We start from the raw sequence: 26,159 nt of genomic DNA, 5'->3' as shown, positions 1-26,159 counted from the left end.
GTGCGGCGTCACCCCATTCGGTTGCTGGCCCTGGTCCCCGCGGTGGCCATTCTGGGGGCACCCTGGTTTGCCAATCGCATCGAGCCGCGCATCCTCGGCTTGCCATTTCTGTTGGCCTGGATCTCCGGCTGGGTGCTGGGCACGTCGATTGTGCTCTGGCTCATCGATTGGCGCGAACGGTCGTCCCTGCCCCGTGAGTAACGCCGGAATTGCCCTGGGACTCATGACGCTGGCGCTGCTGGCCGCCTTCGGGCTGTCGCTGCGCGCCCGCGGCGCCCAGTCGCTGGAGCAGTGGAGTGCCGCCAGCCGCGGCTTCGGCTCGGTGTTCATCTTCATGCTGCTGGCGGGCGAGATCTATACCACCTTCACGTTTCTGGGTGGGAGTGGATGGGCCTACGCGCGCGGCGCGCCGGCGTATTACATCATTGGGTACGCGGCGGTGGCCTACACGGCGTCGTATTGGCTGCTCCCGGCCATCTGGAGACGTGGGGCGGCTTGGCAGGTTATCACGCAGCCCGAGTATTTCGCCCGGGCCTTCAACAGTCCCTGGTTCGGACGCGTGGTGGCCGTCGTGGGCGTGTGTGCGCTCATTCCCTATCTGGTGCTCCAGCTCAAGGGGCTGGGCATTCTCGTCACGGAAGCCTCCTATGGACGCATCGGCCCCAATGTGGCCATTCCGATAGGCACCGGTGCCACGGTGGTGTACGTCATCATCGCGGGCGTGAGAGGGTCGGCGCTAACCGCCGCGCTCAAGGACACGCTGGTCCTCGTCTCAGTCGTGGGGCTGGGCATCGCGCTCCCCTACACGTTGTACGGCGGCATTGGGCCAATGTTTGACATACTCATCACGCAACGGCCTGACCTCTTTCTGTTCCCCGCCACCGGGCTGTCCGGCACCTGGTACACCAGTACCGTGCTCATGACGGTGTTCGGCTTCTACATGTGGCCGCACACGTTCGGGTCGGTGTTCACGGCGCGCAGCGAGGCCTCGTTCCGCCGGAATGCCATCCTGATGCCGTTGTACCAGATCGTCCTGCTTTTTGTGTTTTTCATTGGCTTTGCCGCCATTACCGCGGTGCCCGGCCTGGAGGGCGCCGACGTCGATCTCGCCCTGCTGCGGGTCACGCGGCAAACGTATGGCCCCTGGATCATGGGCCTCGTGGGTGCCGCGGGGGTTCTCACGGCGCTCGTTCCCGGATCGCTCATTCTGATGTCCGCCGCCACCATTCTGGCGCGGCTGTTCACCGGCACGGCCGCGGCCAGTGCTGAACGTGAGGTCCGTCTGGCGCGTCTCATGGTCCCTCTGGTGGCCACCGTGGCGCTCTACTTCGTGTTCCGCGGCGGCCAGACCATCGTCACGCTGCTGCTCTTCGCGTACGCCATTGTCACGCAGCTGTTCCCGGCCGTCATTGTCTCGCTGCGCTGGCCGCGGCGCAGTCACGCGGGAGCCGCGTGTGCCGGCATTGCCGTGGGCGTTGGGCTGGTGGTCTACACGACGCTGGCCGGCATCACCATGTCCACCGCGTTTCCCTCCATGCCCTCGGCCTTCACCGACATCAACATCGGCGTGCTGGCCCTTATCGCGAATGTCGCCACGCTGGGCGTGATCACGCTCACGCGCGCGCCATCTGACGGCTGACCGGCGTTACGCCACCGCGCGGGGAAAGCCGCGGGTATCGGCCAGCACTTCGGAAATGCACACCCGGTAGCCGTCCGGATCTTCCAGCTCGAACTCCACCGCTCCCTCACGCATGACTTCGGGACCACGCACCAGCGGCGTCCGCCGCCGCGCATGATCGAGCAGCTCCGTGAGCGCTTCGCCATCCAGCCGGATGTAGACATCCCACTCGTACGAGTCGCGCGCCCGTACCACGGGTGTTGTGGATTTGCGGAGCATGAGCTCGGTGTGATCCCGACGCAACGTGCACCCTTCGAAGGGCGGCTCGGCCGGAAACGGGGCCGGGGTAAACCCGAGATTCTCGACGTACCACGCAATGCTGCGCTCGACATCGGACACGCGCAGCACCGGAACGATAGCGACAAATTGTAGCATGAGCTAAAGAACACCTGTCTCACGGTATTTGTTGCAGCACGCAAAAATACGGAGGCGGTGACGTTCGCTACCTCGCCGACAGTTTGAGCCCCACAATACCGGCCACAATGAGTGCGATGGAAATCAGTCGCCCCGCATCGCGCGCCTCACCAAACCAGATAATGCCCGCAATGGCGGTCCCAACCGCCCCAATGCCAGTCCAGACTGCATACCCAGTACCCACGGGCAGGACCTTGAGCGCCTGAGCCAACCCATAAAAGCTGGCCACCATGCCGAGCACGGTGAGCGCCGAAATGCCCGGCCGGCGAAAGCCATCGGACGCCTTGAGTCCAATGGCCCACCCCACTTCCAGCAGGCCGGCAACCAGCAGCCACAGCCACGCGCGGTTGGCGTCCATGTCAGGACGCCGAGGGGAGCGTGCGCATCAAAAAATCGAACGTATTGGCCCCCATAATCAGCGCCACGTCGTCTTCGCTCACTCCCGCTTTGAGCAACGCGTCAGTTATGACGATCACGCCGCGAGTGTCCCATGGCGTTTTCGTGGCCCCGTCAAAATCGGAGCCCAGTGCGACATGGCGCACCCCCATGACCTGCACCGCATGGCGAATGGCTTTCACGATGTTTTCGATGGTGGGCTGGCACACCGCGCCATCCCAGTAGCCAATACCAATGAGGCCGCCGTTGGCGGCAATGGCCTTCAGCTGCGCGTCAGTGAGGTTGCGCGGCCCCGGACACACCGCCGCCACGCCCGTGTGCGACACCACCACCGGACGCGTCGCCATTGCCAGTACCTCCTGCACCGTTTGCGTAGACGCGTGTGCCAGATCCACCACAATGCCCCGCTGCTCCATGCGCTGCACCACCTGACGCCCCAACGCCGTCAGCCCGCCGTGGGTGACGCCATGGGCACTGCCGGCCACTTCGTTGTCGAAGAAGTGCGTCAGCCCCATCATGCGGTAGCCATAGTTGAACAGCACGTCCACACTCTCCAGTTGACCATCGAGCGCGTGGAGCCCCTCAATGGCCAGCAGCGCTCCCACCTGCAATGGGTCGCCCGCGCGACGCTGCGCAAACGCCATGAGCGTATCACGGGTCGTGATCAGCGTCATCGCCCCGCCGGCCCGCAACACCGCATCCTGCAGCTGTTCGGCCTGATACACGGCGCGCGCCCGCAAGCTGCTCCGTGTGGCGGCCGGCCACCGCTGCGCCATCGCCAGCAGCGTGATGTTGTCCGTCTCGCCGGTGTTCTGATCATAGTTCATGTCGCGCGGCGTCTTGGTGACCGCACTGAACACCTGCAACGCCACGCGCCCTTCCTGCAACCGCGGCAAGTCCACATGGCCGCGGTCCACGCGCGCGAGCAGATCACGCCCCCACAGCAGTTCGTCGGCGTGCAGGTCAGCCACAAAGATGCGGCGATGCAGCGCCGACGCCTGCGGCGACACCGCCGGGATTTCGCGGCTCACCACCGTGTTCATGCGGCTGTCCACCACCACCGGCACAATGGTATGAAACGCCACCAGGCCAGCCACCAGCAGAACCACGACCCCGATCAGGAGTTTTTTCATGACGCGCGTGTAGTCCGGAGAGAGAGGAGTGGTCAGCGCAGGCCGCGCGGCATTTCCTGACCGTTCAACTCACGGGGGTTGGGCAGCTCGTTGGGCATGCTGGGACCGCGGTAATCCCCACACCGATCAAACGCATCCTTCGATCCGGCATCAATGGTGTCGGGCACCGGCGCGCGATCCACGCGAATCGTGTCGTTCTTGTCGCGCGCCTGCGCGTAGAACGCCTGACAATACGCCCGCATGGTATCCAGCCGCTCCAGGCGCTGCACGCCGGCATCGGCCGCACGCCCGAACCAGTACCACGCGATCGCGCCAACCACCAACGCAAGCGCCAAACTTCCCAGAGCCGCCAGCGGCGGCTTTCCTGCAGACGACTCAGTCATGACCAGCGGTTACGAGAGGGAGCGCACAAACGTGGGAACACGCCGCGCTTTGGTTTTCTGTTCAAAGGCATAGCCCAGTCCCAACAGGGTGCTCTCGGTGTACGCCGTTCCAATGAAGGACAGCCCGAGCGGCAACCCGGCGGTATACGCCATGGGCACCGTGAGGGAAGGATAGCCGGCCACCGCCGCCACACTGGAGTTCCCGCCGCTGTAGCGATCACCGTTCACCCAATCGGTAGTCCACGACGGTCCATTGGATGGCGCAATCACGGCACTCAGCTGGTGCTGCGCAAACAGCGCATCGAGCCCCTCGTCGCGCGACAACCGGCGACACGTCTGCAACGCCTCCTGATACGCGGCATCCGACAGCGTCCCCTTGGCGTGCGCCTGCTCAAACAACTCCTGCGCAAACCACGGCATCTCTTCAGCGGCATGCTCGGTGTTGTACGCCATAAGCGCCTCCAGCGTGCGGTACTTCACCGTGTCGCCGCGCGACGCCAGATAGGCGTTGAGGCCGTCCTTGAACTCGTACAGCAAGACCTCCAGCTCGGCGGCATCATACTTGCCAACTGTGGGCACGTTGCACGGGTCAATGATGACTGCACCAGCGGCCCGCAGTACGGCAATGGCCGCGTTGAATGCTGCGTCCACCGCAGGGTGAAAGCCCGCCATGTTGCGTGACACCCCAAGGCGCGCGCCTTCCAGCGCCGTAGGACGCAGCGCCTTCACGTAATCGTCCGTTGGCAGGGTCTGCTGCACCGTGGCCGCGTCGCGCTCATCACGACCGCGAATCACACTCAGCACCAGCGCCGCATCGGTTACGGTGCGCGTCATGGGGCCCGCCGTATCCTGCGACACCGAAATGGGCACAATGCCGGCGCGACTTACCAACCCGACCGTCGGCTTGAGCCCAACCAGTCCGCAAATGGAGCTCGGACAGATGATCGAGCCATCCGTTTCCGTGCCAATGCCCACCGTAGCCAGGTTGGCGGCAATCGCCGTCCCGGTTCCGGAGCTCGAGCCGCACGGATTGCGATCCAACACATACGGATGCTTCGTCTGCCCGCCGCGACCACTCCAGCCACTCGTGGAGCGCGTGCTGCGAAAGTTGGCCCACTCACTGAGGTTGGTCTTTCCCAGCAGCACCGCTCCAGCGGCACGCAGCTTGGCCACGACGGTGGAGTCGGCCGAGGCCGGCGTACCCACCAACGCCCGTGACCCGGCGGTGGTCTGCATGCGGTCGCCGGTGTCGAGATTGTCCTTCACCAGCACCGGGATTCCGTGCAGCACGCCGCGAATGGTGCCCGCGCGACGCTCGGCATCACGCTCCTCGGCAATGCGCAACGCGTCGGGGTTCACTTCAATGACGCTGCGCAGCGTGGGACCGGCCCGATCCACCGCGGCAATGCGCTCCAGGTACGCCGCCGTGAGCGCGCGGGAGGTGAGCGAGCCGCGCTGCATGCGGGCGGTCAGCTCACCAACCGTCGCCTCATCGAAGGCGAATGGCTTTGGCTGGTCGGGGGCATTCTCAACAACGGACGAGGCCTCCGCGGGCGCCGCGGACGCACCAACAGCGAGCCCCGCCGCCGCAACGGAGGAGGTAGCCAGAAAGCCGCGGCGGGAAAATCCGTCAGACATGAGTGGCGGGGACAGAGACGTAAGAAAGTGGCCGGACTAGAGACGGGCCAACGCCGTCGTCAGGTCGGCAATCAGGTCGTGCACATCCTCCAGCCCCACGCTCATCCGCACAAACCCGTCGGAGACCGCATCGCCTCCCCAGCGGGCACGGCGTTCAGCACTGGTGTGCAGGCCACCAAAGCTGGTGGCTTCGTACACCAGCCGGGAATGCGCAAAGAAATGGGCAACCGCCTCCGCCGACGGGAGCTCAAAGCTCACCACGCCGCCAAAGGCCTTCATCTGCTTTGCGGCGATGGCATGTGAGGGGTCGTTGGGCAACCCCGGATACCGCACCCCCGAGACCTGCGCACAGCCGCTGAGGAATTCGGCAATGGCCATGGCCGACCGGCACTGCTGCATGAGCCGCACGTGGAGCGTGCCCAGCGAGCGATGCGCGAGCCACGCTTCCATGGGGCCCGGAATGACCCCCATGCGCGTGCGCCAGAGGCGCAGCTGTTCGGCGTGCTGCGCGTCGCGCACCGCCACATGCCCCAGCACCAGATCGGCGTGCCCGGTCATGGCTTTGGTATCCGACACCACACATACATCGGCTCCCAGCGCCAACGGCTGCTGCAGGAGCGGCGTGGCGGTGGTGTTGTCGACGGCGACCAGTGCACCCACTTCGTGCGCCTTGGCCGCGAGCAACGCAATGTCGCACACATCAAGCCCGGGGTTGGTGGGCGTCTCCAGCCACAGCATCGCCACACCGTGTGCGGCTTCCTGTTCGAGCGCGCGCAACAGACCATCGCCAGCGGTGGGCGCCATCACCACCTTGATCCCCTGCGACGCGAACCAGGCGCCCGGAAACGGCTGTGACGCAATCACGCGCGTGGTGTAGTAGCACTCCTGCGGCATGACGAGTGTACTGCCCGGTGGCACCAGCGTGGCCAGCACCGCCGCCGTTGCCGCCATGCCACTGGGGAAGAGCAGACAGGGCCCGCCTTCCATTTCGGCCAGCGCCGCTTCGTAGTGCGTCCACGAAGGATTGTGAAACCGGCCGTAGGTGTACGGCGACAGCAACGGATCACCCGGCGTGTGGTAGGGGGCCGCGAACACCGGCCCCGGCAGGTACGGGGTCCCCGCCACTTTCTCTGGTAGACCGGCGCGCACCACGCGCGTGGCACTCTGCCACGTGGCCGCGTCGTTCGACACATCCCGTGCGGTCATCGATTACGCCGCGGGAGGATACATGGCGTCGTCCAGGGGCTCGGCTTCTTCAATGAGCATCACGGGAATCCCGTCCTGCACCTTGTACACAAGCCGGCTCTCCCGGCACACCAACACCTCCGGCGGACCGGCGTGGTATTCGAGTGGGGCCTTGCTCTTGGGGCAGACGAGAATCTTGAGCAGTTCAGGGGCGAGGCTCATGGTGTACGGAAGAGGGTGAACACGGTTCGACAATTACGACGGGCGATGGTAGCGGGGCGCGGTATCGGAACAGACAAAGCGCGGGCCACCAATGAGCTCCACGCAGTACGGCACGGCGGCCCAGATGGCGCGCAGACATTCTTCGATCGCGGCGGGTTTCCCTGGCAGATTGATGATCAGGGAACCGCCGCGGGTGCCGGCAATCTGTCGCGAGAGGATGGCGGTCGGGACGGTCTTGAGACTCTCCGCTCGCATCTGCTCGCCAAACCCCGGCAGCAACCGGTCGCACACCGCCATGGTGGCCTCCGGGGTGACGTCTCGCGGCGCCGGCCCGGTGCCACCAGTGGTCACGATGAGCGGACAGCGTACCACATCCGCCAGTTCACAGAGCGCCGCTTCAATGGCCGGCTGCTCGTCGGGCACGAGGCGATAGGCCTCCTGCCACGGCATGGCCAGCCAGCGCGTATACACCTCGCGAATGGCCGGGCCGGACTTGTCCTCGTACACACCGGCGGTGGCGCGATCGGAGATGGTGACGATGCCAAGGGGAAGCATCATCTAAAATAAGGGATCGACGCGCCGCGGGGGGCCGTTCGGCCCCCCGCGGTCCCGTGATCAGTTGGGGCGGAGCTCCCAGTGATCACCGCGGGCAATGGCCCGGCCGTGTAACGCCTGCGCCACGAGCTCCAGCATATCCGTGGGCGACGCCCCCTCAATGGCCGTGGAGAGCCGAGTGTCACGGTACGCGGAATCGAGCACAATGCGAAACCCGGTCCATCGCTCCAGTCGCTCTACCGCCTCGGGCATGAGCTCGTGCTCAAACAGCAGGGCCCCGCCGGTCCAGGCGACACTCTTGAGCGCCTCGCTGTGGTCCATGGCCACATGCTCGCCCGCACTGTCTACCATGAGGCCGCGCCCCTCCGGCACCGCCCACGCCAATCCGTGGGCACTGACCCGCACACTGCCCTGCGTGACGGCCACCAGCACCCCCGGCACGGTACGCCCACCCTCCCGCACCGGTAGCGAACGCACCAGGAATGCGGTGCTCACATCTTCCACCCGAACGCCCGAGGCATACACCACAAAGGGCGCCTCACCAGTGGCGACAGTAAACACCGCCTCGCCCTGCAAATCCACGGTGCGCGCCGCCCCGCCAAACGGGCCGCGGCTATCGATGGAACTCCCCGGAGCCAGGGTCACGCGCGAACCGTCGGCCAGGGGAATCGTGCGCGCTGGCGCACCCGCGGGCACCGTCACATGCAGCGGGCCGCTTTCCAGCGCCGTGCGGGCCACATGTTCTCGCTCGGTCCTCAACACGAGAGCCGCCACCCCCAGGCTTCCAGCGCCCAGCAGCAGCCACCAACGGCGGCCCCCACCCAACGGATCTCGCCCGGACCGATCGGAAGTCGGGACAGCCGATTCCGTTGACGGGGAGGGGGAGGAGGAGGGGAGAGAGGAGAGAGGCACGGGGTATTGGCGGGAATAGGGAACAGCGTTGCTCACCATGTACGCGCCGTTCCAGAATCGCAAACCCTTTGGGACAAGACGCGTCTCGCAGGGGCGGGTAGTGCAGTTACGCGTGTTACTTCGGCGTCATGCCAGCGCACTGATCAGCACCAATCGTGTCGGGGGTGCCGTACGACGATTTCACCAGCTGCGCTTTGCGACCGGCACTGGCGGGGGTCACCAGAAACAAGGTGGCATAGCTGGCATCACAGAGGTCGGGGAGCGTCGTGCCGGCAATGGCGTTCACGATGGCTGGAATGGTGTTGGAGTGTCCCACCACCAGCACCACCCCTTTGGCCTGCAGAATGGCCGCAGCCACGTTTTGCACGTGCTGCCCGTTGAGGGGAATCACCGTTGGCACCACCCCAACGCGCTGCAGCACCACCGCGGCGGTCTCGACGGTACGCTTCCGCGGGCTCACGACGATGGTGGTGGGCGAGGCGTCGGCCAGCGCCGCGTTGAGCGCCCTCGCCCGCGCCACACCGGCGTCACTCAGCGACGGATCGTCAGCGGGCGCCGGCTGCTTCTCGCCATGACGCACGAGCACCACCAGCGAGGGCTGCGCCTGCACGCCACGCGGCATCGCCAGCACGCTCACCGCACCAGCCACCGCCAGGACCAGCAGGCGCCACGAGCATGCCCACCGCTGGGCGCTCTGTCCGTTCTGATCTGCCACGCGCATCATCGAATGTCCGGTCAAAAGGCTGAATGGGCCGTCGGCACCCTGGGTCCAACGTGCTCCTCGCAATCTAGCGCCGCGTGACATGGCGCATTCTTCACTGGCCGCTCGATCCCCTCGCCCTAGCTTGTACTGGTCAGCATTTTCCCTTGCCTCATTCCACCGGAGTCCCTGCATGCGCTTTCTTCAGCGTGCCCCGGCCATTGCCCTTGTTGGGGCCATCACGGTTGGCGCCGTATCGCTGCAGTTCCGCGAACCACTGGTGGCGCAGGACGCCACGCCGACGTTTGCCAAAGACGTCGCCCCCATTCTGTACGAGAATTGCACCAGCTGCCACCGACAGGGTGGACTGGGGCCGTTCTCGCTCATGGACTACGACAGCGCCAAGGCGAACGTCAAGGATATCCGCGACGCGGTCAAAACCGGCTACATGCCGCCGTGGCACGCTGAGGGTCCGCACGGCACCTTCAGCAATGACCGCCGCCTCTCCGATCTCGACAAGAGCACCATTCTCCGCTGGATCGATGGCGGGGCCAAGCCGGGCGACCTGAAAAAGCAGCCCGCCAAGCCGGTCTACACCACCGGTTGGGAGCTTGGCAAGCCCGACGCCATCGTCACCATGCCCACCGACTTCACGGTCCCCGCCAAGGGTACGGTGGATTATCAGTACTTCGAAATTCCCACGAATTTCACCGAAGACAAATGGGTGACGGCCATTGAGTTCATGCCGGGCGCCCGCGAAGTGGTGCACCACGTGCTCGTGTACGCCAAGGTGCCGCAGCCGCAGCAGACGCAGGTCACCACCGCCGCCACCGCCACCGCGGCACCGGCACCGGGTGCGGCGCCGGCCGCGCGCCCCAAGCCTCTGTTCGTCAATCAGCCGCACTACGAAACGCCCCCCGACCCACCGCGTCAGCCCGGCGACAAGAATCCGCCGCCGCGGCAGCTGGGCACGCTCATTGGCGGTACCGCGCCCGGTACCAACACCATGTACATGCCGGCCGGCACCGCCATTCGCGTGCGCAAGGGCACGGTGCTCACCTTCCAAATGCACTACACGGCGCACGGTCATGAAATGTCCGATCGCACCAGTGTGGGCTTCCGGTTCGCCACCGAAGCGCCCTCGGAAGAAATGCGCATGAGCGCCTTCATCAACGGCGCCTTCACCTTGCCCGCCGGCAACAACAACGTGGCAGTGGAAGCGGTCCTCGAACCTACCGAGCCGGTCATGATTCACGGCCTCTTGCCACACACGCATTTGCGTGGCAAGAAGTGGACGTACGAACTGCAACTCGCCGACGGCACGCGCAAGACGGTGCTCGACGTACCACGCTACGATTTCAACTGGCAGACGTACTACTTCTTCAAGCAGCCACTCGAAATTCCCGCCGGCGCCAAGCTCATCTCGAAAGCCTGGTACGACAATTCGGCCACCAACCCCAGCAACCCCGACGCGTCCATCAACGTGAAATGGGGCGATCAGACCTGGGAAGAAATGCAGTACACCGGCTTTCTCTTCACCGTCCCCAGTCGCAAACTGAAAACCGGCAACTGACGTCGGTCATGAACAGCAGCACCAGCGGGGAGGCGCTCAGCCTCCCCGCTTTTCGTTGTCCAGCAACACGCGCTTGCGCTCCAGTCCCCAGCGATAGCCACCCAGACTGCCATCGGCCCGCAGTGCGCGATGACAGGGAATGAGTACCGCAATACGATTGGCCCCGCAGGCACTCCCCACGGCGCGTACGGCGTCCGGATGCCCAATGGCCGCGGCGAGTTCGCCGTAGCTCACCACGCGCCCCGGCTTCACGCTCAGGAGAAAGCGCCACACCTTGATCTGAAACGCGGTCCCGCGAAGATCGAGGGGCAACTCCGGGCGCGGGGCCCCCTGTACCACATGCGCGTCCAACGCATCCATCCAGGCGTCGAGAGGTTCACGCGCCGATTCACTGGCCGGCACCAGCGTCGCGCGCGGAAACTCATCGTGCAGTCGCGCCACCAGGAGATCGCCATCATCGCCGAACTCCACCAGACACACACCGCGGGCGGTGGCTGCCATGAGCAACTGACCAAACGCCGTGGTGCGCACCGCGTACGTGATGCTCTCGCCGGCACCGCCCGCCCGATACGCCGACGGCGTCATTCCCAGCCCGCCCGTCACCTGTTCGTACACCCGGCTCGTGGAGCCATACCCCGCCTCATACGTGGCAGTCAGTACCGCCTCGCCGTCGCGCAGGCGCGTTTTGAACTGCTGCAGCCGTTGCGCCGCCTGGTACTGCCGAGGACTCACGCCGAGGACCGCCGTGAACACGCGCTGAAAATGGTGCGCACTCATGGCCGCCTCTTTGGCCAGCACCGCCAACGGCAGCGACCGCTCCGCATTGGCCACGATGAATGCCGCCAGTCGCTGCATGCGCGCAACCAGTTCGGGGGACGGCGGCTTGGGGGACCGGTCAGGCATCGCGGAATCAGGGAAGACCAACGGGGCAACAGACTCGGGTGGCATGATGAGTTCGGTAGAAGGACGCACCGCATGTCCCTCCATACAACACGCATGAGCCGCGGCTCACACTCCGAATCGTGCGGAATGTGCGCAATCTCGCATATTGCTCCGCATGCTGCTCATCTACGGTGCCAATGGATTTACCGGCCAACTCATTGTCGAGGAGTGCGTCCGCCGTGGGCTCCGCCCCGTTCTGGCCGGGCGACGCGCCGACGCGCTGATGCCACTGGCCCGACAGTACGGGTTGGAGGTGAGAGTCGCTTCGCTCTTCAGCGGCCACGCACCGGGACGGCCACGTCTCACACCACCTGGGACGCTGCCGCCGGTGCCGCACGACGAACTGCTGATGATGCTCGACGGGGTCAGCGTGGTGTTGCACTGCGCCGGGCCGTTCTTTCGCACCAGCGGTCTGATGGTGCAGGCGTGCCTGGAAGTGGGCGCGCACTATCTCGACATCACGGGCGAGATTGCCGTGTTTGAAGCGTGCCGGCATCGTCATGCCGCTGCGCGTCAGCGCGAAATCGTCATACTGCCGGGCGTGGGATTCGATGTGGTTCCCACCGATTGCCTGGCGGCCCGACTCGCCGCCGCGCTGCCTGGTGCCACGCAGCTGGAACTGGCATTCGCGGGTGGAGGTGGCTTCAGTCGCGGTACGCTCAAAACCATGCTCCTCGGCGGCGGAGAGGGCGGCGCCATCCGGCAGGACGGCGTCATCATTCCCGTCCCCCGCGCCTGGCGTACGCGGGTCATCCCGTTCCGGGACAAACCGCGCACGTCGGTCACCATTCCGTGGGGCGATGTCAGCACCGCGCAGTGGTCCACCAAGATCCCCACCATCCACACGTACCTCGCCCTCCCCGTGAGCGCGCGACTGGGCATGACGGTGCAAGGGGCCCTGCAACCGCTGCTGGATATTCCTGCGGTGCGGCGACTCGTGGAGCGGCAGATTGATGCGCGCGTCAGCGGCCCCAACGCCGCCGTGCGCGCCCGCGCACGCATGCAAATCTGGGGGCGGGTGACGCACCCCGACGGGCGGACATTGGAAGGCACCGCCGTAACGCCCGAAGGCTACCGGTTTACCGCCATCGCCGCCGTCGAGTGCGCCCAACGCGTATTGGTGCACCCGCCAGAACCCGGCTACCACACCCCCAGCTCCGCCTTCGGGGCGCATTTCCTGGAATCGCTGCCGGAGTGTGATGTGCAGCTGGCATCGGGGTCCTCGAGGTAGCCTCGCACCGTACCGGCTCGTGCATTGACGAACGACTATTCGGAGTGCACTTCCTCCCCATGCCAACTCGCCTGACATCCCGCGCCCGCTCCGTCGCCGTGGCGCTCTCCCTCGCGCCCACGCTTGCTGCCGCACAGTCGAGCGTGGCGCCAACGCCTGCGTTCAACGATCCCGACCGGCTGGGCAAACTCACGCGCGCCATTCCGGCCGTGGACAGCGTGATGCGCACGTTCATGGAACGCACGCGCGCCCCCGGCATCGCCTACGGCATCATTGTCGACGGCCGCTTGCTGCACGTCGCCGCGCACGGCCTGCGCGAGGTCCCCTCCAAGGCCGCCGTGGACACCAGTACCGTGTTCCGCATTGCCAGCATGACCAAGAGCTTTACCGCCCTGGCCATTCTGCAGCTGCGCGATGCCGGCAAGCTGTCACTCGATGATCCGGCGGAAAAGTACGTTCCCGAAATGCGGCAGCTGCACTATGCCACCAGCGACGCCCCGCGCGTCACGGTGCGCCATCTGCTGTCGCATTCCGCCGGCTTCCCCGAGGACAATCCGTGGGGCGACCAGCAGCTGTCGGCCAGTGAAGCGGATCTGTCGCGCATGATGCGCGAAGGCATTCCGTTCTCCAATACTCCCGGCGTCGCGTACGAGTACAGCAACTTCGGCTTCGCCATTCTTGGCCGCATTGTGGTCAACGTGGGCGGCATGCCCTACGCGAAATACATCCAGGAAAAAGTGCTGCGCCCGCTCGGCATGACCAGCACCACCATGGAAGCGCGTGATGTGCCGGCCGCTCGAGTTGCGCATGGCTATCGCCTGCAAGACGGTCAGTGGCTTGAAGAACCGCCGCTGCCTGATGGTTCGTTCGGATCCATGGGCGGCATGCTCACCTCCAGTGCCGATCTCAGTCGCTGGGTAGGACTCATGCTGAGCGCGTGGCCCGCCCGTGACGGCGCCGAATCGCCGGTGCTCAAGCGCTCGTCGTTGCGTGAGATGCAGCAGGTATGGCGTCTCGCACCGGCCAGTGCCGTACGCTCGGCCAACGGCACCCTGAGTCTCACCAGCGGCGGGTATGCCTATGGCCTGCGGGTGTCGCAGAATTGCCTGTTCAACCACATCGTGGCGCACAGTGGTGGCCTGCCAGGCTTCGGGTCACAGATGCGCTGGCTCCCCGAACACGGCGTAGGCATCATCGCACTGGGCAATCTCACGTACACCGGCTGGAACGGGCCCATTGATGCGGCCTACGAAGTACTCGTGCGCAGCGGCGGACTCACGCCACGCCGTGTGCAGCCCTCACCGGTGCTCGCCGTCATGCACGAGCAGGTCACGCGGCTCATTACCGTGGGGTGGACGCAGCCGCTCGCCGATAGCATTGCGGCCATGAATCTCTATCGTGATGAATCGGCGCCACGTCGAGCGGCCGCCATTGCCCGCCTGGTGCAGGCCGCCGGGGGCAACTGCCGCGCCGATGGCGCCATGTGGGCCGAGAATGCCCTGCGCGGCGAATGGCGTCTGTCGTGCGCCACCGGGGTCCTGCGCGTGCGCATCACCCTCGCCCCCACCGAACCCGCGCGCGTGCAGGAATTTGGCGTCTTTGCCGCGCCCGCCGACTACAAACCAGGCCCCGTCGCCGTTTGCCGGCAGGTGGGGTGATTAGGGAAGAACTGACAACTGAGAACTCGAACTGAGAACTGAAAACTCCAACTCAAAACTGAAAACTTCCCGCGGCCCGCACGGAGTTTTCAGTTGTCAGTGGAAGTGGTCAGTTGTCAGTTGGAGTTTTCAGTTTCCAGTTGATCAGGGCCCCCCACCAAATCCCCCCGCGGCGGCACCCACCCCGGGACCCAGTACGTCCCCCGTGAGCACCCGGGTGTGGGAATGTCCACGTGACTGAACCCGCCCCCCAATCCAAAGCGGGCGTCGTCGAGCGAATATCCGCTCCCGGTGGCAAAAAACAGCGGCACCCGCATGAAGTGCAACGCGGCGTATCCCTCGCAGGTCGCATACAGCGCGGACAACGCCTGTCGTGAGGTGCGCCACGTGGAACGCCATTGCACCTGCGGCGTGGCGAGAAACGGCACCACGTCGCGGACCGTCAGGGCACCCAGCACATCGGCCCCCAGTCGCCCGGTGAGATAGCCACTCGTGCACGTGGACAGCGGCCGCACCGACGCAAACGGAGCCACGAATGCGGTGGTTACCCGATAGCTGCTGTCGGTACCCGTTACCACCATGGCCGACCAGCACCCCCAGTCACCCGGTCCCGGGTTGAGCACCACATCGTACACCCGCTCACCACTGGCCGCACTCGCAACCGTCACCGCATCGCGTACCCGCGCCTCGGCCCGCGACGAGGCCACGAAAAAGCCCACCGTCACCAGCAGCCACGCCACTACCCCCGACACCGTGCGTCCGGTGACAGACAGGAAACGCTGCCCCACTGCCCATAGCGCCGCGAACACGAGCAGGACCACGGACACATCCCGCGCGACCTGCCCCAGCAGCAGCACCGCCGCCAGAATGGCTACCAGGAACAGGGGCAGCAGAACCCGCCCAATGCCCCGCGGCCGGTTCCAGAACAGCGGCGGAATGGCCACCAGCCAGAGCCACGGCTCCACAATGAACACCGCATCCCCGTAGTACCAACGGCCGTCCAATGGCCAGAAGGGATGCACGCCATAGCTGTTCGTATAGTCCAGCAGCAGATGCGACAGCGTTCCCACCAGGGCCACCACCAACAGCGTGCGCGAGGCCGCGCGGGGCACGGGCTCTCCAGCGCGCCCCACCCACCACCGTGCCACCTGCCAGAGCAGCAGGGCGCTCACCACTGCCCAGACGATGGTGTGCGTGTGCCCTCGGTGATGCAGCAGGTAGCCCATGGATCCCATGTCCAGCACGGGGCCGGAGTAGATGAGATCGCTATCGGGGAACTCGGCGGCCACGATACCCAGCACGCTCAACGCGCGCCACAGTCTCGTGCCCACCGTGGTCCCCTGTGCTGTCAGGACCTGCCGCGCCACATCGGCGACCAGCAGACCCGCGAGTCCATGCGTTACGTTGTCCACGCTTGGCTACTTGCCCTGTTCGCGCAGCGCTGTCAATTGCTCGTCCGTTGCTCGTCCGTCAGTTCGCGCGCGCCCCGCCCCGTCATCGCCTGCCGATTCATGCACGCTTCCGATCTTGATCGCTTTCGCCCAGCCCTCACGGGTCTGTGCTATCGCATGCTCGGCTCACTCACCGATGCCGAAGACGCCGTGCAGGAAACCATGCTGCGGGCGTGGAAGTCGCGGGAGTCGTTCGACGGGCGCGCGCAGCTGTCCACCTGGATGCATCGCATCGCCACCAACGTGTGCCTCGATGTCCTCAGCGGACGCTCGCCGCGCTGGCGACCATTCGATATGCGTCCCGTCGGGAACACCCGCGAAGAGCTGGCCACCAGGCCGGCGGAATATTGGGTGGAGCCCATCCCCGACCTGTCGGTCATCCCGGCCGACAGTGACCCGCACGAGCAGGCGGTGCTCCGCGAAAGCATCCGGCTGGCCTTCGTGGCGGCGCTCCAGCATCTGCCCCCTCGCCAGCGGGCCGCGCTCATCCTCACCCAGGTACTCAACTGGTCGGCCGCCGAAGTTGCCGAATCGCTGGACATGACCGTCGCGGCCGTCAACAGTGCGCTGCAGCGGGCGCGCGCCACGCTGGCCGAGCGGCGCAGCATGCAGGAGCTGGACCGACTGAGCGACCTGCAGCGTCGCGGGACCGGTGCCAGTCCCGGTGCCCTTACCGCATCGCAACAGCTGCTGGTTGAGCAGTTTGTCGCCGCTTTCGAAGCCTACGATGTGCCGCGGCTCACCATGCTGCTGCGCGAAGACGCCACCATGTGCATGCCGCCCTACGACCTGTGGCTGCAGGGGCGCGCCGACATTGCCGACTGGTTGGAAGGACGTGGGTGCGGATGCAAGGGGTCGCGGCTCGTACCCACCCAGGCCAATGGCATGCCCGCCTTTGCCCAGTATCGCAACGGGGGCGCCCAACCCTGGGCCCTCGTGGTGCTCGACCTCGACGGCGACCGCATTGGCAGCATGACCTACTTTCTCGACACCGCCACCTACTTCCCCAAGTTCGGCGTGCCGCTCACCCTCGAAACCGGAGTGACCGCAGCGCGGTAGCCCTCGTTGCAGGCGGTGACCGTGTGGAAGCGCACGCGATCACGCACACGATCACGCGCACGCGATGTGGTGACGGATGTAGTTTCCCCGGCATGTCCACCACCCGCGATGCGCTCGACCTTCATGCCGCCGGTCGCACCACTGATGCCCTGATCCTGCTCTTCAACGCGCTGGGGGCGCCCAACCGGGCGTTCACCGCCGCCGAAGAAAAGCAGCTGTTGGCGCAGCTGCTGGAAGGGGTCGCGTTGAACGGCGGCAATGAGGTCATTCATCGGGTCCTGCTCGATCTGCTGCAGGATGCCGCCATCGATGCACAGCAGATCGCGCGCGCGGTGCTGGGGCTTCTTGAATCAACGCCGGAGTTCGCGGCACTTGAGCGGTGGAGCACGCTTCCCGAAGCGCTGGTCGACGAGCAGCAACTCGCCCCGGCATTGCAGACGTTCTGTGCCGCGCCGTTGGTGCGCGCCCTGCTGCCGCGCGTGGTCATCTCCAGTCTACGCACGGAGCGGGTATGTACCTTTGCGCGACGGGTGCTGCTGGCGCTGCATACAGGGGAAATGCCGACGGAGCCCTGGCACTGGGATGCCGTGTGGTTGTTGGGGCAGTCGGCGTTCAACGGCGAGTATGCGTGGCGCGAGCTCGACGATGAACGCGAGTTCGTCAACGCGGCACACGCCTACCTCGCCTCGTGGCTCACCACCGCTGCGTCAGCTGGGGCGTACGGTGACACGCCGGCGCCCATGCTGCTGCTGTACGCGCTCTATCGACGGCTTACCCATCTGCCATCGTGGGAACTGCTGGCGCACATCCCGGACGACCGCTGGCACCCCTTTGGCCAGTGGATAGAGCCCATCATCACCACGCATGTGCATGAGCGGCTGGATGAGCAGCAGCGGGTCAACGCCATGCCATCGCTCGACACCGGTTCACCGGCAAGCACCACGGACACATCGGCCCGGGTGCGTGCGATGTACGAAGCACACCCGTATCCACGATGGACCACCGTGGGAACCCCGCGCGTCACCACCGTGTCCGCACTGGTCACCGAGCTCACCGGCCGCCCGGCACCACCGGAAACCCTTCGCCTGCTGATTGCCGGTTGCGGCACCGGGCGACAGACGGCGCACACGGCGCGCAGCTTTCCCTCGTCACAGCTGCTGGCGCTCGACCTCAGCCACGCCAGTCTTGGCTTTGCCGCACGACAAACGCAGGCGCTGGGCATCAACAACGTCGAATTCATGCACGGGGATATCCTGGCCCTCGACGCCTTGCCCGAGCAATTCGCCATGATCTTCTGCTCCGGCGTACTGCATCACCTGCAGGAGCCACGGGCAGGTTGGCAGCAGCTCACGAAGCGCCTGCATCCGCAGGGCATCATGAAGATTGCGCTGTACAGTGAGACCGCGCGTCAGGCCGTGACGGTGGCGCGCCGCCTGCTGGAGGATGAGCGACGGTCAGGGACCGACCACGATGTCCGTCGCGCGCGGGAAAAACTGCTGGCACTCCCGGCCACTCATGCTGCCCGGCCGGTTACCGATTCCACCGACTTTTTCTCGCTCAGTGGCTGTCGGGACCTGGTAATGCATGTGCAGGAATGCACGTACACCATTCCGGCCCTCGCCGAGGAACTGGACGCATTACAGCTCCGCTTCCTCGGCTTCCAGCTCCCGGTCCACATCCAACAGGCCTTCCGGAGGGAGCACCCCGCCGCCGGTGCCGCAAGGCATCTCGAGGCGTGGGCCCGGTTCGAACAACGCCATCCCGCGACGTTCTGGGGCATGTACCAGTTCTTTGTGGCGATGCGGTAACGCCGCCCCCAACCGCTACGCGCCGCTGGCGACCGCGCGCATCACGGCGTCCACCAGTTGGTGCTGCCCCAACGGCTTCTGCAGCACGGCGACCGTGCCGGGGAGCATCATGGAGTCGGGCACGTGGCCGCTGAGGGCAACAATGGGCACGCCGGGGGCGACATCATGCAGCAGTGGCAATGCGGCTTCCCCGGAGAGCCCGGGCATCGACAAGTCCAGCAGGATGACGCGCAAGTCTGGCACGGCACCTGCGCGCAACAGCTCCAGCGCCGCTTCGGCCCCATCCGCCTGCTCGGCCCGCATACCGGCGCGCGTCATCTGCCTCGCCAGCACCGAGCGCACCATGGGTTCATCGTCAATGATGAGGATGGTGCCCTCGAGCGCACCGCCGGACACGGGAGGAGGCGTGACCGGCACCGGAGCCGCTTCCACCATGGGCAACAGCACGGTGAAGGTCGTCCCCTGTTCGGTCTGTGATGCCACGCGCCAGCTGCCACCCGCCTCGTTGATGGAGTGAAACGCCGACGCCAGTCCCAACCCCGTGCCGCTCCCCGGTGGCTTGGTGGTGTAGAACGGTTCGCCAATACGGCGCAAGGTGTCCGCACTCATCCCGGCGCCGGTATCGGTGACCGACAGCACCACCTGCCCATCGGCGCCGTGCGACAAATGCACCGTGAGTTCGGAGCGGGCCGCCCCCTGCATGGCATCTCGGGCATTCAACAGCAGGTTGAGCACTACCTGCTGCATACTGCTGGCCGAACCGCGCACGTGCGCCGCGGCCACCGCAATATCGTCGGCAATGGTGATGGCGCGATCAAACGTCTGCCGACAAAAATGCAGCGCCTCACGCACAATGGGGACGAGATCCACCTGCAAGTCGTCGCGCATCTCCACACGTCCAAGCCCCAGCATGCGCTTCACCAGATCACTGGCACTGAGGGCCGCCCGTTCCGCGTCAGCCAGATGCTGCGCCGTAGTTCCCGTCGCCCCTTCACGGGCCAGCTGGACGTTGGGAAGAATGACCGCCAGCATGTTGTTGAAATTGTGGGCAATCCCTCCCGCCATCTCACCCATGGCTTCGCGACGCTGACTGTTGCGCAAGGCATCGGCCATGCGCTGTTCCCGCGTCACATCCAGCACCACCCCCGTGTACAGCAGCCCCTCGGCGGTGTCTTCCGGAATGCCATAGGTGCTCGCCCATCGCACCTCGCCGTCGGGGAGGCGGAACTGGATGACCTGCTCGTAGGACTCACGCGCGGCGGCCGCCGCCTCAATCTTCTCCCAGACCCGCTGTGCCGATGCATCATCAATAACGCTGAAGATGAGCTGCGGGTTGTCACGTACCTGCTGCGCGTCCAGCCCGGTAACTTCGGTAATGCGCCCCGCCGCGAAGGTGATCTGCCCCTGCCCATTGGGGCGATGCAGAAAGGTGTAGACGATCCCCGGCACAGCGTCGAGCACCCGCTGCAATTGCGCGCGACTCGACTCCAGCGCCAGCGTCGCCAGGCGCTCTGCGGTGATATCGGTGAAAGTGGCCAGTACGCCGCTCATGTGCGCCTCGCCTGGTTCGCGCAACGGATCCGCGTGCACGTCCAGCCACGCCAACTCCCCGCTGGGGCGATGCACGCCGATAATGGCCTGCGACGCGACGCCCGTCCGCGTAGTGATTTCGGACGGAATGAAGTCACTGCCAACCGGTGTGCCGTCGGTACGCACCAATCGCCACCGTGGATCCATTGGACTCCGCCCCGTCATCTGCTCAACGGTCAGTCCCAGCACCCGTTCCGCCGCCGCATTGGCGGCCCGAATGGTGCCGTCCATGTTGTGAATCACCAGCCCTTCCGACATGGACCGGAACACGGACTGATACATCGCCTCGTGCGCGCGCAGCGACCGCTGCGCCATGCTCACGTCACTGAAGGAAATGACGACGCGCTCTACCTGCTGCTGCGCGTCGAATTCGGGGATGGCACTGACCATGATCCACACCCGTTCCGCCGCATCAGATCGGCGCACCCCCAGCACCACCCCGGTCACCGGGGCGCCGGTGCGCAGGGCCCGCGGCCCAGGGTGCGCGTCGTCGAGCACTGGCGTTCCGTCGGGGGCAATGACATCCCAACGCTCATCCACCGTGGTGCGCGTGGTGATTTCGTCGGTCGTGATCCCCAGAAGGGTTGTCGCCTTGGGGTTGGCGTACACAATGCGCAACTGCCGATCCTGCACGACCACCCCGACATCCAGGTCATGCAGCAGACGATGAACGTCTACGACGACATGGCGGGATGAGTGATCATCTACCGAACCCGCGGGGTCCATGGGCCCGCCGTGGCCTTCCGATACAGGGAGAGCGTCTGACATAGCTCGGAACATTGACCTCGGGACAAGACCGGTCAATACGTTGTGCGCCTCGAGGTGACTTCAGAATCGATCAGAGCGGCGGATACCTCCGCTTCCACTCGGGGCCAACCACATGCTCCTGCGCCATGTCCTCCGCCATTTCGACAATCACGTCGCGGAGTTCCAGCTGCTCCAGCCAGCGTGGGGGAATGACGCCCACTCCGTGCATGGTCCCCAGCAACTGCCCGGTCAATGCGCCCGTGGTATCACTGTTGCCGTTGTGATTCACCGCCAGCGCACCGCCTTTTCGAACGATTCCTGGGTCGGCTCGGGATGACTCATGGCGCAGTAGATGGCAATCGCCATCGCTTCGTGCGCCAGCGTACCGCCGCCAAAATGCTCTACGTCGTACCAGGTCGGATCAATCCCGGCAAAGCGTACTTCGTCGGCCCGTTGCACGGCATACTGCGCCGTTTCCATGGTTTCGGTTTGCCCCACAATGGGCACCGACCGACGCACTGCCGCCTCCACACCGGCCCGAATGGTCGTGCCATGCATCAGGTGATTGATGATCACGGCGAAGTAGCCGGCCGAGCAGGTAGCCGTGGGATGCCCATGGGTAATGGCCGCCACTTCTGCCCCTAAACGGAAGGGATCATCCTGCATGAACATGCCGGCCGGTGCCACGCGGGCAATGGCCCCAAACCCCTTGCCATCGTTGATGGCTTCTTCGGGGGTGCCCAGCTTGTTCTTCTTGAGCGACTGAATGCTGACCCGGTCAGGCGACCGTTGCACCCACAATTCGGGCACATCCAGCAGCCAGCCGCGCGCCGTCTCGAGGTGATCCGGTGGTGGCCCTTCCTGCCGCTGCGTCATCAGCCAGCGGCGATACGCATTGCGCAGAATGGTGGGCGGATAATACGACCGGTAGCCATGCCCCATGACGCGCGTTCGCAGCAGCGCTTCCGCGGTAAACAGCATCAGTTGCGTATCGTCGGTAATCCCGCCAACAGTCCCGTACCAGGGAATGAAATCGCGCAGCCCGGTGGGGCCAAACTCGGCGAAGATGTCTTTGGTGTTGCGGAACTCCAGCGGCGCACCCAGCGCATCGCCGACGGCGCCACCCAGGAAACAGCCAAGGACCCGCTCTCGACGGTCGATCTTGCTCCCCGGCGTATCCATGTTGCGACGGGGGCCATACACGATCTGTTCAAAACGATCGGCCAGGGCCATTGCTTGTCCTCAATCGAATCGAGTGGCGTTCAGCGATGTTCGGGATGTCCGCGAAAGCCCAAGCGACGGTTCACCAGACGACGCTCCTCCGGGGTCATGCCGGACCAGCGCGCCACTTCATTCCGTGTGCGGCCGCACCCGTAACACCGGTCCTCCAGATCCAACTGACACACCTTCACACACGGTGACGTGGTGGGATAGGCCTCCAACGGCAAGGCACGGTTGGTGTCTTTGGGTTGCACAGCGACGGGGGCGGAAGACGGTGAAAAAGTCGGTGATGTGATGGGCTCCTGCAGTATGTGACCATCGTCAATAGCCACGACCCGTGCTGAGCCGGAAAAACGGTGTCGAATGACGCGCCGGGAGCATTTTTCTCGTCGCGAGATGACGTTGAGATGACGTTCGTGACGAAAGGCCTCGATTGGGGGATGGCCACCCGAACATTCCGGAGTTTTCCGATCGCTCGCCAAGCCAGCGGTGATTCACATATGACGCTCAGGAGACGTCGCTCACGTGTGATCTGGCGCACAGCACTCGCGCGAGCGGCTGGAACCGTGGCCTTCGCCCGTGGGTAGCACCATGCAGTGGTGGGAGTTGGGCCACAGCGGCCGTGAACGGACTCGGAGGGGGGTCCCGTTTACGGCCGTTGTGTATCCCGTTTCCGCCACAGGTGGTGCGTGAGAATCACCATTGCGGTCCGCCTACCGGGATCCCCCTCGACGCTACTATGCGTCGTCGTCCCCCTGCATCATCGCGCCAATGCTCGCCACCGCCAGCTTGATGGACGCCGGCAGGAGCTCAGGGAAGAAGGGATCCACCACCACATCGGCGCCGTAGCGCACGTCATTGTCCTTGAGATACACATACCCGAATGCCAAACGGTCGGCGTTCAGCGCGTTCAGGGTGTCCGTGACATCGTCCATGTCGGGACTCACGGGAAACAGATTGCACAGCAGTCGCGCGATACCGAGGGCGGGCTCCACCACCACCATCAGCCGGAGCCCCTCGATATCCACCGCCGCCACGGTTTCGTCTACCGGCTCCACTTCGGCGCCCGGCACAAATGCACACGCTTCGAATACCTGCTGGGCTAACGTGCCACCAGGAGCAACCGACAGATCGCTCAGCACATCATCCTCATGGTCCTCAGGGGCGAGCTCCAGCCCTGGTAGCAAAATGGGGACGCCCTCGGCATGGAATGCCCGGTAGCGCAACGCCGAAGGGGCCGGAAGACGGAAACACTCAATGGCCGTCCGCACCCCCAACATGGCCAGCGCATCAAAGGGCACCACGTCCTCGTGCACATGCACATACCAATTGGGCGACCCATCCATGTCCTCGGAAAGGTCGTCCACATCCTCGGCACTGTACGTGGGACGCTGCCAGCCAAGCTTGGCCAGCAGTACCTCATCACCCCGCGTCAGCCGTTCGTCATCGTCGAGAAAGGCGTTGGACGCCGTTTCCACAATGAACGGATGACCGCCGCCAAACTGAATGAATCGCTGACGCCCGGGGATGGAGAGGATGAGGTACTGCTCCTCGCCCAGCACGGCCAGCGATTCCGCCAGTTTGCCGGCGAAACGGAACCAGGCGTCCCCCAGCGACGCGGGCGGTGATGCACCAGGCGGCTCGGAATTGGACGAACCGCCTTGGTCGGGAGGCATTTTGCGCGGAGACATACCGAATGCTATCTCCGCGCCGCGACGGAGGCGATACGGCGCCCCCGTTTCCCCTACCACCAGGGCTGCAGATCAAACCCGGCCGGGCACTGGGTTCCTGTCGGCTCCGAAAAGACCGGCGAACCATCCGCCCCCATGGCGATGCACACTACGTTTTGGCGACGAACCACGGCCTCCTCGGCCACCAGCGGTTCCGTTGGCGATGCACAAGCGCTCAGTGACAGCAGCGCGGCGGGGATCAAGACCAGGGAGAGACGGCGGGGGGTCGGCATACGGCACATGGGCGGGGCTCCGGTAAGGGGTCTCCGCTACGGTCTCACATTTTGGGCCGCGATGAAGAGCACGCGGTCGGCCCGAAGTGGACGTGAGCGGCCTGAATATTCCGCGAGCCGCTTATAGTCGAGCTTGGCAATTGCCCGGGGCCCCAGTCATGAGCGCCGGTCCTGCCTCGTCGCAGTCCCGGCGCTCACGACCGGCAATTCGATCCATTTCAATCAATATGGCGTTGCCTCGACGCCAGAAACCGTTCACGAAAGGAGAATGACGTGCGCGGCCTCACGAGACGAAGACCTCGTCCGGCCCGAAGCGGACGTCAGCGGCCCTCCACTTCGGGCCGCTGACGTCCGCTTTGGCGCAACTCCCCTCTACTCTCGCTTCCCTCCATGTCGTAGCATGGGCGTATGACCTCCATGACTCCGACGCGCATTAGTGCGTCCAGTGCCAGTGAATGGTTATCTGCCGCCGCCGTACCGCTCAGCAGTGCGTCCGATGCGCACCGTACTGAACAGTTGGTCTCGCTGGCGTTTCTCGCGGCGACATTGGAACGACAGTCCACGCTGACCGCCCCGTCGTCGCCATTGTGGGAGGGGCTGTACGACGCCCTGGCGCGTGTCCCGGCGCAACTGGTGCACCTGCTGCCGACCCACCCCGCTCAGCCCTGGCTCCGCTTGTCGGCGCTGGCCGAATTCCTCGGCGAGCCGTCGTTGGCCGGGGTCATACTCAACGCCCTCACCGCGTTGCTTGGCGAGCACGACACGGCCCGCGGCCCACACGACGACGCGTACGAGGCAGAGCGCTGCGAAGTGCTGGCGATTTGCTGGGCCCGCCGGGGACGGATAGCCCGCGTCGCCGGAGCACTCGATGACGCGCAGGCCTGTTTTGAGGAAGCCCTCGCGCTGATCGGTAGTGCACCGTGGCGCGACGCCCGTTTGGCAGCAGAATTGGGACTCATCAACCTGTCGGTGGCGCGCGGGAATTATCCGTTGGTGGAGCAGCAGTGTTCCGCGCTGCTCGCAAGTACCGCCGGCCTCCTGGCGCCCGTGCACGCCGCGGCGGCCTACCAAATGCGCGCCATTGCGCGGCGCAAACGGCGACGTTGGCTTGACGCCCTGCTCGACAGCTGGTCGGCGTACGACCAACTCGGAGACGCCAGTGCCCACCGCGCGGAATTGGTGGTGTCCATGGCCGAAACCGCGCTGGAGGTCGGTGACTTGTACGCCGCCGCTGCGGGCTTCAACAATGCGTATCGAGAGGCCCTCGCCACTGGCGCGCAGTTCCGCGTGCAGGCCGCAGCCATCACCGGCCGTGCCCGAACGATTAACAGCTGCCTGCTCGGAGATGCCGCGCCTGTACTCACCGTCCCCGCCGAAGAAATCGAGAACGCACGGCAGTCCCTCGTGGCCTTGCTCAGCGCCCCGCTGGCGCCACGCGAGCGCGCCTATGCGCTCATCACCATGGCCGAGTGGCAACACCGCGAGCAGGACATCGCCGGTGCTCACACGCATCTCGCGGAAGCCGGCGCGCTGGCCGCGGAGCACGACTTCTTCGACTATCAATTCCGTACCGATACGTTGCGTGAACGGCTGTCGGCAGCAGATGCCCAACACACGCCGTCTGCGCGGCGTGCGTCCGTGTGGCAGGAGCACGAACGGCATCCGGCGCTCGTTCGTCTGGCCGCGCTGGTCTGAGTCTC

The 26,159-nt window shown here is 65.3% G+C and carries 24 protein-coding genes and 1 pseudogene; 8 read left to right on the top strand and 17 right to left on the bottom strand.

From position 1 onward, the window contains the following. Positions 1-201, top strand: a complete 201-nt coding sequence (locus tag GEMMAAP_RS01715; RefSeq protein WP_202969179.1) for a DUF3311 domain-containing protein — start codon at positions 1-3, stop codon at positions 199-201. After that, positions 194-1,639 carry a sodium:solute symporter family protein gene (locus GEMMAAP_RS01710; RefSeq protein ID WP_202969178.1) on the top strand — a complete coding sequence of 482 codons (1,446 nt, stop codon included), beginning with the start codon at positions 194-196 and terminating at the stop codon, positions 1,637-1,639. Before GEMMAAP_RS01715 ends, GEMMAAP_RS01710 begins: the two co-directional genes overlap by 8 nt. Before the next feature lie 6 nt (positions 1,640-1,645). On the opposite strand, the gene GEMMAAP_RS01705 is transcribed toward GEMMAAP_RS01710, so the two are convergent. From GEMMAAP_RS01705 to GEMMAAP_RS01660, 10 genes are all read right to left on the bottom strand, one after another. Beyond that, on the bottom strand, positions 1,646-2,053 hold the full coding sequence (locus GEMMAAP_RS01705) for a VOC family protein (protein WP_043580143.1): 408 nt from the start codon (positions 2,051-2,053) through the stop codon (positions 1,646-1,648). Between the two features lie 67 nt (positions 2,054-2,120). After that, positions 2,121-2,450, bottom strand: coding sequence for a DMT family transporter (locus tag GEMMAAP_RS01700; protein WP_026849176.1), 330 nt, complete (start codon positions 2,448-2,450; stop codon positions 2,121-2,123). A gap of 1 nt (position 2,451) precedes the next feature. After that, positions 2,452-3,621 (bottom strand): dipeptidase, encoded by a 1,170-nt coding sequence (locus tag GEMMAAP_RS01695; RefSeq protein ID WP_026849175.1) that lies wholly within the window; start codon positions 3,619-3,621, stop codon positions 2,452-2,454. 32 nt (positions 3,622-3,653) lie between these two features. Beyond that, positions 3,654-4,004: a hypothetical protein gene (locus tag GEMMAAP_RS01690; protein ID WP_026849174.1), complete on the bottom strand. Its 351-nt coding sequence runs from the start codon at positions 4,002-4,004 to the stop codon at positions 3,654-3,656. 9 nt (positions 4,005-4,013) lie between these two features. Continuing rightward, positions 4,014-5,642 carry an amidase gene (locus tag GEMMAAP_RS01685; RefSeq protein ID WP_043580142.1) on the bottom strand — a complete coding sequence of 543 codons (1,629 nt, stop codon included), beginning with the start codon at positions 5,640-5,642 and terminating at the stop codon, positions 4,014-4,016. 36 nt (positions 5,643-5,678) lie between these two features. After that, positions 5,679-6,848, bottom strand: coding sequence for a cystathionine gamma-lyase (locus GEMMAAP_RS01680; RefSeq protein WP_053333932.1), 1,170 nt, complete (start codon positions 6,846-6,848; stop codon positions 5,679-5,681). Positions 6,849-6,851: 3 nt separating this feature from the next. Next, entirely contained in the window at positions 6,852-7,049 is a 198-nt protein-coding gene (locus GEMMAAP_RS01675; RefSeq protein ID WP_026849171.1) for a Trm112 family protein, read from the bottom strand. A gap of 33 nt (positions 7,050-7,082) precedes the next feature. Beyond that, positions 7,083-7,604: a molybdopterin adenylyltransferase gene (mog, locus tag GEMMAAP_RS01670; protein WP_026849170.1), complete on the bottom strand. Its 522-nt coding sequence runs from the start codon at positions 7,602-7,604 to the stop codon at positions 7,083-7,085. A gap of 60 nt (positions 7,605-7,664) precedes the next feature. Further along, complete coding sequence (locus GEMMAAP_RS01665) at positions 7,665-8,363, bottom strand: FecR family protein (protein ID WP_158514687.1); 699 nt, start codon at positions 8,361-8,363, stop codon at positions 7,665-7,667. A gap of 268 nt (positions 8,364-8,631) precedes the next feature. Next, positions 8,632-9,240, bottom strand: a complete 609-nt coding sequence (locus GEMMAAP_RS01660; RefSeq protein WP_053333931.1) for a phosphoglycerate mutase family protein — start codon at positions 9,238-9,240, stop codon at positions 8,632-8,634. Between the two features lie 169 nt (positions 9,241-9,409). On the opposite strand from GEMMAAP_RS01660, the gene GEMMAAP_RS01655 reads away from it, so the two are divergent. Beyond that, positions 9,410-10,789, top strand: a complete 1,380-nt coding sequence (locus GEMMAAP_RS01655; RefSeq protein WP_053333930.1) for a c-type cytochrome — start codon at positions 9,410-9,412, stop codon at positions 10,787-10,789. A gap of 36 nt (positions 10,790-10,825) precedes the next feature. Here the strand turns inward: GEMMAAP_RS01655 and GEMMAAP_RS01650 are convergent, their stop codons facing one another. Next, the gene (locus GEMMAAP_RS01650; protein ID WP_043580139.1) at positions 10,826-11,692 is read right to left on the bottom strand and encodes a bifunctional transcriptional activator/DNA repair enzyme AdaA; all 867 of its coding nucleotides are present in this window, start codon (positions 11,690-11,692) and stop codon (positions 10,826-10,828) included. Positions 11,693-11,846: 154 nt separating this feature from the next. Between GEMMAAP_RS01650 and GEMMAAP_RS01645 the strand changes: the two genes are divergently transcribed. Continuing rightward, entirely contained in the window at positions 11,847-12,962 is a 1,116-nt protein-coding gene (locus tag GEMMAAP_RS01645; protein ID WP_043580138.1) for a saccharopine dehydrogenase family protein, read from the top strand. A gap of 59 nt (positions 12,963-13,021) precedes the next feature. Continuing rightward, positions 13,022-14,620: a serine hydrolase domain-containing protein gene (locus GEMMAAP_RS01640; protein WP_075071381.1), complete on the top strand. Its 1,599-nt coding sequence runs from the start codon at positions 13,022-13,024 to the stop codon at positions 14,618-14,620. Between the two features lie 116 nt (positions 14,621-14,736). Here GEMMAAP_RS01640 and GEMMAAP_RS01635 read toward each other — a convergent pair whose 3' ends face one another. Next, positions 14,737-16,032 carry a metal-dependent hydrolase gene (locus tag GEMMAAP_RS01635; protein WP_026849166.1) on the bottom strand — a complete coding sequence of 432 codons (1,296 nt, stop codon included), beginning with the start codon at positions 16,030-16,032 and terminating at the stop codon, positions 14,737-14,739. Between the two features lie 99 nt (positions 16,033-16,131). Here GEMMAAP_RS01635 and GEMMAAP_RS01630 point away from each other — a divergent pair, with 99 nt between their 5' ends. Next, a complete protein-coding gene (locus GEMMAAP_RS01630; RefSeq protein ID WP_043580137.1) occupies positions 16,132-17,130 on the top strand; it encodes a sigma-70 family RNA polymerase sigma factor in 999 nt (332 codons plus the stop codon). Positions 17,131-17,222: 92 nt separating this feature from the next. After that, positions 17,223-18,938 (top strand): class I SAM-dependent methyltransferase, encoded by a 1,716-nt coding sequence (locus GEMMAAP_RS01625; protein ID WP_026849165.1) that lies wholly within the window; start codon positions 17,223-17,225, stop codon positions 18,936-18,938. Positions 18,939-18,953: 15 nt separating this feature from the next. Here GEMMAAP_RS01625 and GEMMAAP_RS01620 read toward each other — a convergent pair whose 3' ends face one another. From GEMMAAP_RS01620 to GEMMAAP_RS20215, 5 genes and pseudogenes are all read right to left on the bottom strand, one after another. Next, positions 18,954-21,296 (bottom strand): hybrid sensor histidine kinase/response regulator, encoded by a 2,343-nt coding sequence (locus GEMMAAP_RS01620; RefSeq protein ID WP_158514686.1) that lies wholly within the window; start codon positions 21,294-21,296, stop codon positions 18,954-18,956. A gap of 70 nt (positions 21,297-21,366) precedes the next feature. Continuing rightward, positions 21,367-22,457: pseudogene (locus GEMMAAP_RS01610) on the bottom strand (ADP-ribosylglycohydrolase family protein). A gap of 80 nt (positions 22,458-22,537) precedes the next feature. After that, positions 22,538-22,687: a DUF1289 domain-containing protein gene (locus GEMMAAP_RS21140; protein WP_343125108.1), complete on the bottom strand. Its 150-nt coding sequence runs from the start codon at positions 22,685-22,687 to the stop codon at positions 22,538-22,540. A 546-nt stretch (positions 22,688-23,233) separates the two neighbouring features. Then, positions 23,234-24,187, bottom strand: a complete 954-nt coding sequence (locus tag GEMMAAP_RS01600) for a TY-Chap domain-containing protein (protein WP_043580136.1) — start codon at positions 24,185-24,187, stop codon at positions 23,234-23,236. A gap of 53 nt (positions 24,188-24,240) precedes the next feature. Next, complete coding sequence (locus GEMMAAP_RS20215) at positions 24,241-24,459, bottom strand: hypothetical protein (RefSeq protein ID WP_158514685.1); 219 nt, start codon at positions 24,457-24,459, stop codon at positions 24,241-24,243. Positions 24,460-24,867: 408 nt separating this feature from the next. Here GEMMAAP_RS20215 and GEMMAAP_RS01595 point away from each other — a divergent pair, with 408 nt between their 5' ends. Beyond that, positions 24,868-26,154 carry a hypothetical protein gene (locus tag GEMMAAP_RS01595; protein ID WP_026849160.1) on the top strand — a complete coding sequence of 429 codons (1,287 nt, stop codon included), beginning with the start codon at positions 24,868-24,870 and terminating at the stop codon, positions 26,152-26,154. The last annotated feature ends 5 nt before the right edge of the window (positions 26,155-26,159 follow it).

This window comes from Gemmatimonas phototrophica, assembly GCF_000695095.2.
Lineage (GTDB): Bacteria > Gemmatimonadota > Gemmatimonadetes > Gemmatimonadales > Gemmatimonadaceae > Gemmatimonas > Gemmatimonas phototrophica.
Note: the sequence above shows the minus strand (reverse complement) of the source record. Positions and strands in the feature narration are given on the sequence as shown.